Source organism: Janthinobacterium sp. 75 (assembly GCF_004365495.1).
In the GTDB taxonomy this organism is placed as follows: domain Bacteria; phylum Pseudomonadota; class Gammaproteobacteria; order Burkholderiales; family Burkholderiaceae_D; genus Janthinobacterium.
Map to the genome: position 1 here is coordinate 1 of NZ_SORD01000002.1, position 11,814 is coordinate 11,814.

Genomic DNA, 11,814 nt, shown 5'->3' on the forward strand with positions numbered 1-11,814 from the left:
TCATCTCAAGGCAAGTTTCCCGCTTAGATGCTTTCAGCGGTTATCTCTTCCGAACTTAGCTACCCGGCAATGCCACTGGCGTGACAACCGGTACACCAGAGGTTCGTCCACTCCGGTCCTCTCGTACTAGGAGCAGCCCCCTTCAAATTTCCAACGCCCACGGCAGATAGGGACCAAACTGTCTCACGACGTTTTAAACCCAGCTCACGTACCACTTTAAATGGCGAACAGCCATACCCTTGGGACCGGCTACAGCCCCAGGATGTGATGAGCCGACATCGAGGTGCCAAACTCCCCCGTCGATATGAACTCTTGGGAGGAATCAGCCTGTTATCCCCAGAGTACCTTTTATCCGTTGAGCGATGGCCCTTCCATACAGAACCACCGGATCACTATGTCCTACTTTCGTACCTGCTCGACTTGTCAGTCTCGCAGTTAAGCACGCTTATGCCATTGCACTATCAACACGATGTCCGACCGTATCTAGCGTACCTTCGAACTCCTCCGTTACACTTTAGGAGGAGACCGCCCCAGTCAAACTGCCTACCATGCACTGTCCCCGATCCGGATAACGGACCAAGGTTAGAACCTCAAACAAACCAGGGTGGTATTTCAAGGTTGGCTCCACGAGAACTAGCGTCCCCGCTTCAAAGCCTCCCACCTATCCTACACAGATTGGTTCAAAGTCCAATGCAAAGCTACAGTAAAGGTTCATGGGGTCTTTCCGTCTAGCCGCGGGTAGATTGCATCATCACAAACATTTCAACTTCGCTGAGTCTCGGGAGGAGACAGTGTGGCCATCGTTACGCCATTCGTGCAGGTCGGAACTTACCCGACAAGGAATTTCGCTACCTTAGGACCGTTATAGTTACGGCCGCCGTTTACTGGGACTTCAATCAAGAGCTTGCACCCCATCATTTAATCTTCCAGCACCGGGCAGGCGTCACACCCTATACGTCCACTTTCGTGTTTGCAGAGTGCTGTGTTTTATTAAACAGTCGCAGCCACCAGTTTATTGCAACCCTTTCACCCTCATGGAGTAAACCAATCAAGCTACCGGGGCGTACCTTTTCCCGAAGTTACGGTACCAATTTGCCGAGTTCCTTCTCCCGAGTTCTCTCAAGCGCCTTAGAATACTCATCTCGCCCACCTGTGTCGGTTTGCGGTACGGTCTCGTATGACTGAAGCTTAGAGGCTTTTCTTGGAACCACTTCCGATTGCTTCGTGAACAAGTTCACTCGTCTCAACCCCTTGAATTCCGCACCCGGATTTGCCTAAGTGCCTTCTATGAGCCAAAAACCAACTATTCCAACAGTTGGACAACCTTCCGCGATCCGTCCCCCCATCGCATCATACGACGGTGCAGGAATATTAACCTGCTTCCCATCAGCTACGCATCTCTGCCTCGCCTTAGGGGCCGACTCACCCTGCTCCGATGAACGTTGAACAGGAAACCTTGGGCTTACGGCGTGGAGGCTTTTCACCCCCATTATCGCTACTCATGTCAGCATTCGCACTTCTGATACCTCCAGCATCCTTTACAAGACACCTTCGCAGGCTTACAGAACGCTCTCCTACCATATATATCTGTGATAAATCACAGAACAATATCCGCAGCTTCGGTGACTGGCTTAGCCCCGTTACATCTTCCGCGCAGGACGACTCGATCAGTGAGCTATTACGCTTTCTTTAAATGATGGCTGCTTCTAAGCCAACATCCTGACTGTTTTAGCCTTCCCACTTCGTTTTCCACTTAGCCAATCTTTGGGACCTTAGCTGGCGGTCTGGGTTGTTTCCCTCTTGACGCCGGACGTTAGCACCCGACGTCTGTCTCCCAAGCTCGCACTCATCGGTATTCGGAGTTTGCAATGGTTTGGTAAGTCGCAATGACCCCCTAGCCATAACAGTGCTCTACCCCCGATGGTGATACTTGAGGCACTACCTAAATAGTTTTCGGAGAGAACCAGCTATTTCCAAGTTTGTTTAGCCTTTCACCCCTACCCACAGCTCATCCCCTAATTTTTCAACATTAGTGGGTTCGGACCTCCAGGGCGTGTTACCGCACCTTCATCCTGGCCATGAGTAGATCACTTGGTTTCGGGTCTACACCCAGCGACTGATCGCCCTATTCGGACTCGATTTCTCTACGGCTTCCCTATTCGGTTAACCTTGCCACTGAATGTAAGTCGCTGACCCATTATACAAAAGGTACGCAGTCACGGAACAAGTCCGCTCCTACTGTTTGTATGCACACGGTTTCAGGATCTATTTCACTCCCCTTCCGGGGTTCTTTTCGCCTTTCCCTCACGGTACTGGTTCACTATCGGTCGATTACGAGTATTTAGCCTTGGAGGATGGTCCCCCCATATTCAGACAGGATGTCACGTGTCCCGCCCTACTTGTCGTACGCTTAGTATCACCGGTCCAATTTCACATACGGGGCTATCACCCACTATGGCTCCTATTTCCAGAGGATTCTGTTATCGGTCCGACTATCACGTACAGGCTCTTCCCATTTCGCTCGCCGCTACTTTGGGAATCTCGGTTGATTTCTTTTCCTGCAGCTACTTAGATGTTTCAGTTCGCCGCGTTCGCCTTGCATACCTATGTATTCAGTATGCAATACCCTAAAAGGGTGGGTTGCCCCATTCGGAAATCTGCGGATCAAAGTGTGTTTGCTCACTCCCCGCAGCTTATCGCAAGCTACTACGTCCTTCATCGCCTGTAATCGCCAAGGCATCCACCATGTGCACTTATTCGCTTGTCCCTATAACGTTAGCCTCTCATCATTTGCATAATGAAAGAGCGCTACAGGGATAAGAAAGTACAACGTTGTTGCTTGTTTGTTGATACATACAATCATTACCCATCGATTTGCTTTTTACGGCAAACCAATCAATAAATAATCTTTACTTCTTCCAGATTGTTAAAGAACATACAGCACTTGATCTCGAAAAGACCAAACCTAAATCCCCGTGCATTAATCAGCACTAATTTACGTTTGAACTTTTGGTGGAGGATGACGGGATCGAACCGACGACCCCCTGCTTGCAAAGCAGGTGCTCTCCCAGCTGAGCTAATCCCCCTAGGGTATTTCCAGACTGCAGAAACTGGTAGGGCTGGTTGGACTCGAACCAACGACCCCCGCGTTATCAACACGGTGCTCTAACCAGCTGAGCTACAGCCCCAAATGCTGTTCTTTATATTAACAGCCGATAAGTGTGAACATTTGATGCGTGAATCATTTACATGATTCGTGCAAACTCTAGAAAGGAGGTGATCCAGCCGCACCTTCCGATACGGCTACCTTGTTACGACTTCACCCCAGTCACGAATCCTACCGTGGTAAGCGCCCTCCTTGCGGTTAAGCTACCTACTTCTGGTAAAACCCGCTCCCATGGTGTGACGGGCGGTGTGTACAAGACCCGGGAACGTATTCACCGCGACATGCTGATCCGCGATTACTAGCGATTCCAACTTCATGCAGTCGAGTTGCAGACTACAATCCGGACTACGATACACTTTCTGCGATTAGCTCCCCCTCGCGGGTTGGCGGCGCTCTGTATGTACCATTGTATGACGTGTGAAGCCCTACCCATAAGGGCCATGAGGACTTGACGTCATCCCCACCTTCCTCCGGTTTGTCACCGGCAGTCTCATTAGAGTGCCCTTTCGTAGCAACTAATGACAAGGGTTGCGCTCGTTGCGGGACTTAACCCAACATCTCACGACACGAGCTGACGACAGCCATGCAGCACCTGTGTACTGGTTCTCTTTCGAGCACTCCCAAATCTCTCCGGGATTCCAGCCATGTCAAGGGTAGGTAAGGTTTTTCGCGTTGCATCGAATTAATCCACATCATCCACCGCTTGTGCGGGTCCCCGTCAATTCCTTTGAGTTTTAATCTTGCGACCGTACTCCCCAGGCGGTCTACTTCACGCGTTAGCTGCGTTACCAAGTCAATTAAGACCCGACAACTAGTAGACATCGTTTAGGGCGTGGACTACCAGGGTATCTAATCCTGTTTGCTCCCCACGCTTTCGTGCATGAGCGTCAATCTTGACCCAGGGGGCTGCCTTCGCCATCGGTGTTCCTCCACATATCTACGCATTTCACTGCTACACGTGGAATTCTACCCCCCTCTGCCAGATTCTAGCCTTGCAGTCTCCAATGCAATTCCCAGGTTGAGCCCGGGGATTTCACATCAGACTTACAAAACCGCCTGCGCACGCTTTACGCCCAGTAATTCCGATTAACGCTTGCACCCTACGTATTACCGCGGCTGCTGGCACGTAGTTAGCCGGTGCTTATTCTTCAGGTACCGTCATTAGCAAGAGATATTAGCTCTCACCGTTTCTTCCCTGACAAAAGAGCTTTACAACCCGAAGGCCTTCTTCACTCACGCGGCATTGCTGGATCAGGCTTTCGCCCATTGTCCAAAATTCCCCACTGCTGCCTCCCGTAGGAGTCTGGACCGTGTCTCAGTTCCAGTGTGGCTGGTCGTCCTCTCAGACCAGCTACTGATCGATGCCTTGGTAGGCTTTTACCCTACCAACTAGCTAATCAGATATCGGCCGCTCCACGAGCATGAGGTCTTGCGATCCCCCACTTTCATCCTTAGATCGTATGCGGTATTAGCGTAACTTTCGCTACGTTATCCCCCACTCTAGGGTACGTTCCGATATATTACTCACCCGTTCGCCACTCGCCACCAGAGCAAGCTCCGTGCTGCCGTTCGACTTGCATGTGTAAGGCATGCCGCCAGCGTTCAATCTGAGCCAGGATCAAACTCTTCAGTTTAATCTCTGTTACTTTGCCATTTTATTGGCACCGTCTTGCGACGGGTCGCTCACTCAAAAAACTGACAGGCTACTTCCGAAGAAGTATCCTATTTCATTATTTCTTGTGAACATTTGATATTTTAAGTTAGACGCCAATCCGAAGATTGACGCTGCACTTACATCAAATGCCCACACTTATCGACTGTTAATTGTTAAAGAACTGTATTCGGTTACTGCTTTCGCGCTATCGACAAAGCGTTGTGTTTGTCAGCTGCGGAGAAGGAAGAGTATGAAGCATTTTGCTACGTCCGTCAACTCCTTCTTTTTTCTCACCTTACTCGGCATTTGCATGCGTCGTTCAGCGAGGGGGCGAATTATAGCCCCGCCCCGCACTCCTCGCAAGTGCTATTTTCCCGCCCTCGCCGCCCAGCAAGCCCGGTCTTCACTTCAAGTGCCCTTTTGTGCAGCCTGTCGCAATCGACTGGCGTAGTTCGTGGTCTTTAGGCACAGTGGCAACATCAGACTCTGACGCTACTCAACAAGGGGTTAAACTTGCCCGTTGCGTCGATTAACTCTTGTACTTGAAAGTGCTCCCATGCTTCCGATTTCCAGCCTGCCCCAATTGTTGAAAACCATCCTCGCTTGGTTGCAACGGGCATTCGACGCAACGACAACCTGGGTTACCCAACTGTCTTGGTGGAAATTTTTCCTGTTTGCGGCGCTGGCCCTGATCGCCGGCTCCATTTTGCAAGATGAGCTGTTCTCGTCCAGCCCGGACGAAGAAGTTGTCATCAAGTCGCACAAACGCAGCAGCAAGGGCTCGGGGGACACCAATATCCTGATCGACGATACGGGCATCCATTTCAATCCCCGTAACAGCAAGAACCGGCGCAGCAGCACCACCGACGCCGCCAGCGACCCGGTCGATGCCAGCGAGGCGGACGAGCAGGCAAAAGCGGTGCCGCCGACACCGCCCGAACCGCCGGCCGCGCCCGCCAAACCCAGCTACCCCGTGACGACCAACGCTTCAGGGGAAGAAGTCCATATTGAATTGCCACCACAGATCGGCGAAGAACTGTCGAATGCCATCGAAGAAGCGGTCGATGATGCGGCGGAGCAAAAAGTGTCGCGCTACCACCAGCAAGCTTCCACCTGGTTCAAGAGTTTTGTGTCCTTGCTGGTGTTGGCCCTGTTCGCCATGAAGGCACTGGTTGGCGGCAAGAAACGCGCCGAAGCGGAAACTGTCACGGCCAATGAGGCGGCCGAACGCGCATCCATGCAGCGCCAGCTCAGCGAAGCGAAGATGCAGATGATGCAGGCGCAAGTCGAGCCGCACTTCCTGTTCAATACCCTCGCCTCCGTCGAGCACCTGATCCAGACCGACCCGCCGCGCGCGGCCAAGATGCAGCGCAGCCTGATCCAGTATCTGCGCGCCGTGCTGCCGCAAATGCGCGACAATGCCCTGATTACTAACCTGGGCCGTGAAGCGGACATGGTGCAAGCCTATCTGAACCTGCTGAAAATGCGCATGGAAGAACGCCTGACCGTCGATTTCCAGATTCCCGACGGCCTGCGCAGTGCCGCCTTCCCGCCCATGATGCTGCAATCGATGGTGGAAAATGCCATCAAGCATGGCCTGGAAGTCAAACCGGAAGGCGGCACCCTGCGCATCGTGGCGGAAGTGGCGCACAGCAAGCTGCGCGTTATCGTCACCGATGACGGTCTGGGCTTTGGCGTGGTACCCAGCGATGGCACGGGACTGGGCTTGCCCACCATCCGCGAACGCCTGAAACTGCTGCATGGCGACCAGGGCAGCCTGACCATCACGCCCAACCAGCCCAGCGGTGTATGCGCCGTGATCGAAGTACCGTATCTGCTGTCTAAATAAGACAGTTGATAAAAACGCTAAATCATTGAATAATCAATCTTCGCCTGTTCACACTTGAGACCTATGCCTACCGCTATTATTGCCGACGACGAAAGACTGATGCGTGACCAGCTACGCCTGCGCCTGGGCCAAGCCTGGCCTGAACTGGAAATCATCGGCGAAGCCAAGAATGGCGACGAAGCGATTGAACTGGTGGAACAACTCAAACCCGACTTTGCCTTCCTCGATATCCGCATGCCCGGCAAGACGGGCATGGAAGCGGCGCAAGTTATTGGCAGCAAGACGCATATCGTCTTCGTGACGGCCTACGACACCCACGCCGTCGAAGCGTTCGAACGGGGCGCCGTCGATTACGTGCTCAAGCCGCCCGAGCATGAGCGCTTGCTGGTAACGGTGGAACGCCTGAAAACGCACTTGAACAAGCCGGCCCTGGACGTCAACAGCAGCGTCACGGCGATGCTGTCGCAGCTGGCGGAAAAAATCACGGCCAAGCCCACCTACCTGCAATGGATACAGGCCAGCATCGGCCAGGACTTGCGCATGATACCCGTGGAAGAGATTTTATTTTTCCGTTCTGACGAGAAATACACCTGCGTGCAAACCGCCAAGTATGAGGCACTGATCCGCAAGCCCGTGCGCGATCTGGCCGAAGAGCTCGATCCTTCGCTGTTCTGGCAAATCCATCGCGCCACTCTGGTCAATGTGAATGCCATCGAAGGCGTGACACGCGACATCCGCGGCCGCCACCTGGTACTCATCAAAGGCAAATCCGACAAGCTCGAAGTGAGCCGCAGCTTCTTGCACCTGTTCAAGCAAATGTAAGTTTCCCGCCGCCCGGCCCAGGCCGGCGCGGCGCATGGTTCTCTTCTATCCCCTTACTGCGCCACATCAAGCCATGCCATCCCAACAAGCATAGGCTATATGAAGTCCTGCCCATCCCTGTCTTGCCTGCCTTCGCTCACGTTCGCAAGGAGAAGCCCATGCCCAGTCCAATCCTGCTGCGCATCCTGCCGCTGGGCATGGCGGCGGTGCTTTTGCTGTGCTTGTTTCCTCCACTAAAAGCCAGGCGGCAACGGCAGGCGCGTGGCCAGGCCATCATCGACAGCGCCAGCGACGCCATCATCAGCATCGACAGCGGACAAATCATCCTGCATGCGAACGCGGCGGCAGCCAGATTGTTCGACGATACGCCGCTCAGCATGCGGGGCAAGCGCCTGGGGCACTACATCCTGCGCGACTTGCGTACCCTGTGCAGCCTGAGCAAGCACGATGGCGATCCGCCGTTTAGCGACATCAATCAAGGGCTGCGCCTGACTGGCCGGCGCGCCACCGACTACACTTTGACGGGGCGGCGCAGCGATGGCGCCATGTTTCCGCTCGAAGGTTCGCTCTCTGCCATGCAGGAAGATGGTCGCAGCGTGTTTACCATCATCGTGCGCGACATCAGTGCGCGCCAGCAAATGCATGAACAGCTGGCCCGCTCCTTTTCGCAACTGCGTGAATTGTCGAGCGCACTGCAATCGATCCGAGAAGAAGAGCGCAAGCATATCGCACGCGAACTGCATGATGACCTGGGGCAATTGCTGGCCACCTTGCGGGGCGACCTGACTCTGGTGCGCCAGCACACGGACACGACTTTGTCCTTGCAAACGTTGCTGCGCAGCATGGACGGCTTGCTGGTGACGGCCATCACCTCACTGCGGCGTATCGCCAGCAACCTGCGGCCGCGCGCGCTCGATGAAGGAGGATTGTATTTTGCACTACAAAAACTGCGCCACGACTTTCTGTTGCGCCGCGCCATCCATTTTGACTTGCTGGCCGACGAGGCCGACCTGGTGCTCGACGATGCGCGCAGCACAAGCATCTACCGCATCGTGCAAGAAGCGCTGACGAATATCGTGCGCCATGCCGAGGCAAGCCACATCACCATCGCCCTGCACCGCATCGATTCCTCGCTGGCGATTACCATCCAGGATGACGGCCGCGGCATTGCCGAACACGAGCTGGGAAAAGCCACGGCCCTGGGACTGCTGGGCATGCGCGAGCGTGTGTGGGGCTTGAACGGCAGCATCCATATCGGCGCCGATAACAAACTGGGCGGAACACGCATCGACATCTCCCTGCCCATGCAGACGGAAGTGATGGAAACAGCCACGTCATAAGAAAAAAAAGGCGCCCGCGGGCGCCTTTGTCGTGGCAAAAAATGTTTGCTTAGAACTTGTGGGTCATGCCCAGCTGATACATCGATTTTTCGCTGAACTGGTCGCGGCCACCGTACACGTACACGGCGGTACGCTTCGACAGCGGGTAGTCGTAGCCCAAGCCATAGGCCTTGGCCGTTTCCTTGCCGCTGACAGTGTTGCTGTCTTGCTTCTGTTTCACGTAGCTGACCTTGATGGCGCCGCCGCCGATGTCATAGGCCAGACCCAGCAGGTAGCTCTTGAATTCGCCGGTAACGGCGGCATCGGTATCTGCTTTCGAGTAATCAAAAGTGACTTTGGCAGGGCCAAATTTGTAACCGCCGCCAATAATCCACAGCTTCGGTTCAGCCGCTGCGTTGGCAACGGACTGGACTTTCTTTTGGTAACCGGCATGTGCACTGGCTGGACCTTGGTCATACGTGGCAACCACGCTGAAGCCCGAATCGGCATCCTTGATTTCGCTGGCGACGTATTGGCCGCTGACGACGAAGCCGCTGAACGATGGGCTGTTGTAGGTCACGGCATTGCTGACGCGCGACGCGCCCACGACCGATGCGCTTGGAATGGCTTGCGCGCCGTTTGGCGACTGGCCGCCGCGCATGACTGGCTCATTGATCTTGCCGATGACGCCGTAGGTGTTGAATGGATCGACGCGTGCCAGGGTGCCGTCGATCAGGTCCTTGGTACGGCCCAGGTAGACGGTACCGAAGTCACCGGTCAGGCCTACCCATGCCTGGCGATCGAACAGGGTGTTGGCGGTTGCTTGTGCACCGGTGTCAGCCTTGAATTCGCTTTCCAGGTTGAAAATGGCTTTCAAGCCGTTACCCAGATCTTCCGTGCCCTTGAAACCAATACGCGACGCCTGATTTTCACGTTCCAGCAACGCACCGCCCGTGGTCTTGGCAATGCCCAGATCGACCACGCCGTATACGGTAACGTTCGATTGTGCTTGCGCCGTAGCTGCTGCAAAGGTGCCGATGATCAATGCTGCCAGAGTAATTTTTTTCACTTGAGATTCTCTACATTAGGTTGGACAAGTTGAGCTGCTGCTGAGCTGCTTAGCTGCTGAACCGAATCATGCCCACGAAATACTTCAACAATATGACATCGACAAGATGTTGCTTTTTGGCACAACACTGTGTCACATAAAAACAACAGGCGAAAAAAAACCGCCCGAGGGCGGTGGATGTTGCCGTTCCTGCCTTACTTCAGGCGGCAGCTCAACAGCCAATAGTATTCCAGGCGCTTCATGCGGATTTCACGGGCCGAGTGGGCAAACTTCTTGCGCAGATGACTATCCGACGGGAAATTCTTCAGTACTTCATAGCGTTCGCCCCCATCCGTCGTGCGGAACTGGTGGGTATTGCCTTCCAGATCGGTGCGCGCGATGACAGTGCTACTGCCATCGACATAGGAATTGTCGATCAGCACCAGCAGGATGTCCTTGCCGAGCTTGCTGCGCAACTGCTTCAGGTATTTGTCCTGGTCTTCGCGCTTGACGTGCGACCACCAGAAGCCGGCGAACACGGCCGTGAACTTGCCCAGCAAGTCATCGGGCAAATTGAACGCATCGAGCTTGGCGAAGGTGACGTTGTCGGACAAGCCGCGTGCCTGGGCCAGCGCCAGCATTTCATCGTTGATATCGGTCGCCAGCACGGACTCGGCCGACTCGGCGACCACTTCCGTCCAATAGCCGGTACCACAGGCCAGTTCCAGCACGGTGTGGCCTTCAAGTACGTCGGCAACCTTGTCGCGCAACACTTCCAGGTCTTCCTGGCGTTCGGGCTTGTCATAGACGCGCTCGTACTGCTGCGCGATGGTGGCGTAATATTTGGCAAGCTGATCGGTAATCATTGTTTCTTCTCTTCTTAAATAATCTTGGCCAGGCACATCGCCCGGCCGACTTCATGCATTGTTATAGTTCGTAGTGCTCTTTATCACCACTCATCGCCTGCTCGATGAGTTTGCGGTTCAAGGTCGGCGTCAGCAACTCAATAAAGGTATAGATATAGCTGCGCAAATACGCGCCTTGCTTGACGGCCACGCGCGACACATTCATGCCGAACAGGTGGCCGACAGGGATGGCGCGCAAGCCTTTGTCGCGTTCGGCATCGAAGGCCATACCCGCTATGATACCAATCCCCATGCCCAACTCGACATAAGTCTTGATCACGTCGGCATCGATGGCTTCCAGCAAGATGTCGGGCTTCAGGCCGCGCAGCACGAAAGCGTGGTCGATCTTGTTGCGTCCGGCGAACGCGCTGTCATAGGTAATCAGGGGGAAAGCGGCGATCTCTTCCAGGGTCACGGACTTCGATTTGAGCAGCGGATGATCGACCGGCACCACCACCACGTGCTCCCATTGATAGCAGGGCAAGGTAATCAGGCCATCGATGGCGGCGATCGATTCCGTGGCAATGGCGAGATCGGCCTGGTCGCGCTGTACCATCTCGGCGATCTGGCGCGGATTGCCTTGCAGCAATGACAATCTCACCTTCGGGAACTTCAGCATGAACGCTTGCACGACCTTGGGCAAGGTGTAGCGCGCCTGTGTATGCGTGGTGGCAATGGTGAAACTGCCACTGTCCTGCGCCGCGAATTCCTTGCCGATGCGCTTCATGCTGTCGATTTCCTGCATGATCAGCTCGACCGATTCCAGCACCAGGCGGCCCGGCTCCGTCAAGCCGCGGATGCGCTTGCCGTGGCGTGTAAAAATATCCACGCCCAGCTCTTCCTCCAGCTCGATGATGGCTTTCGATACGCCCGGTTGCGACGTAAACAAGGCCTTGGCGGCGTCCGTCAGGTTATAGTTCTGCCGGACCGCTTCGCGCACGAAGCGCAGTTGATGGAGATTCATTGCTGGTTTGCCCTAGATTGCCGTGATTTGCCGAGTTTCCGCCCCACCCATGATTTTAGCGTTCATGCATATACGCATATCGCATAT

General features: G+C 54.5%; 6 protein-coding genes, 2 tRNA genes and 2 rRNA genes. 3 read left to right on the plus strand and 7 right to left on the minus strand.

From position 1 onward, the window contains the following. From C8C89_RS24345 to C8C89_RS24360, 4 genes are all read right to left on the minus strand, one after another. Nucleotides 1–2,767, minus strand: a 23S ribosomal RNA gene (locus C8C89_RS24345); the annotation flags it as partial. 243 nt (nt 2,768–3,010) lie between these two features. Beyond that, nucleotides 3,011–3,086, minus strand: a tRNA-Ala gene (locus C8C89_RS24350). Between the two features lie 25 nt (nt 3,087–3,111). Next, a tRNA-Ile gene (locus C8C89_RS24355) sits at nt 3,112–3,188 on the minus strand. 81 nt (nt 3,189–3,269) lie between these two features. Next, nucleotides 3,270–4,800 (minus strand): 16S ribosomal RNA (locus C8C89_RS24360). Between the two features lie 576 nt (nt 4,801–5,376). Between C8C89_RS24360 and C8C89_RS24365 the strand changes: the two genes are divergently transcribed. The 3 genes from C8C89_RS24365 to C8C89_RS24375 all read left to right on the plus strand — a co-directional run bounded on the left by C8C89_RS24365 (nt 5,377) and on the right by C8C89_RS24375 (nt 8,831). Beyond that, nucleotides 5,377–6,669 (plus strand): histidine kinase, encoded by a 1,293-nt coding sequence (locus C8C89_RS24365; protein WP_101480231.1) that lies wholly within the window; start codon nt 5,377–5,379, stop codon nt 6,667–6,669. Nucleotides 6,670–6,732: 63 nt separating this feature from the next. Then, entirely contained in the window at nt 6,733–7,491 is a 759-nt protein-coding gene (locus C8C89_RS24370) for a LytTR family DNA-binding domain-containing protein (RefSeq protein ID WP_101480230.1), read from the plus strand. Nucleotides 7,492–7,649: 158 nt separating this feature from the next. Beyond that, nucleotides 7,650–8,831: a PAS domain-containing sensor histidine kinase gene (locus C8C89_RS24375; protein ID WP_133993659.1), complete on the plus strand. Its 1,182-nt coding sequence runs from the start codon at nt 7,650–7,652 to the stop codon at nt 8,829–8,831. Nucleotides 8,832–8,880: 49 nt separating this feature from the next. On the opposite strand, the gene C8C89_RS24380 is transcribed toward C8C89_RS24375, so the two are convergent. The 3 genes from C8C89_RS24380 to C8C89_RS24390 form a co-directional block, all read right to left on the minus strand. Next, nucleotides 8,881–9,879: a porin gene (locus C8C89_RS24380; protein WP_101480228.1), complete on the minus strand. Its 999-nt coding sequence runs from the start codon at nt 9,877–9,879 to the stop codon at nt 8,881–8,883. Nucleotides 9,880–10,073: 194 nt separating this feature from the next. Beyond that, nucleotides 10,074–10,724, minus strand: coding sequence for a class I SAM-dependent methyltransferase (locus tag C8C89_RS24385; RefSeq protein WP_133993661.1), 651 nt, complete (start codon nt 10,722–10,724; stop codon nt 10,074–10,076). Nucleotides 10,725–10,785: 61 nt separating this feature from the next. Further along, complete coding sequence (locus C8C89_RS24390; protein WP_034751505.1) at nt 10,786–11,727, minus strand: CysB family HTH-type transcriptional regulator; 942 nt, start codon at nt 11,725–11,727, stop codon at nt 10,786–10,788. Nucleotides 11,728–11,814 lie beyond the last annotated feature (87 nt).

Coding starts and splice junctions, on each gene's coding strand:
- C8C89_RS24370 (WP_101480230.1), top strand. CDS start 6,733: ATGCCTACCGCTATTATTGCCGACGACGAAAGACTGATGCGTGACCAG.
- C8C89_RS24390 (WP_034751505.1), bottom strand. CDS start 11,727: ATGAATCTCCATCAACTGCGCTTCGTGCGCGAAGCGGTCCGGCAGAAC.
- C8C89_RS24385 (WP_133993661.1), bottom strand. CDS start 10,724: ATGATTACCGATCAGCTTGCCAAATATTACGCCACCATCGCGCAGCAG.
- C8C89_RS24365 (WP_101480231.1), top strand. CDS start 5,377: ATGCTTCCGATTTCCAGCCTGCCCCAATTGTTGAAAACCATCCTCGCT.
- C8C89_RS24375 (WP_133993659.1), top strand. CDS start 7,650: ATGCCCAGTCCAATCCTGCTGCGCATCCTGCCGCTGGGCATGGCGGCG.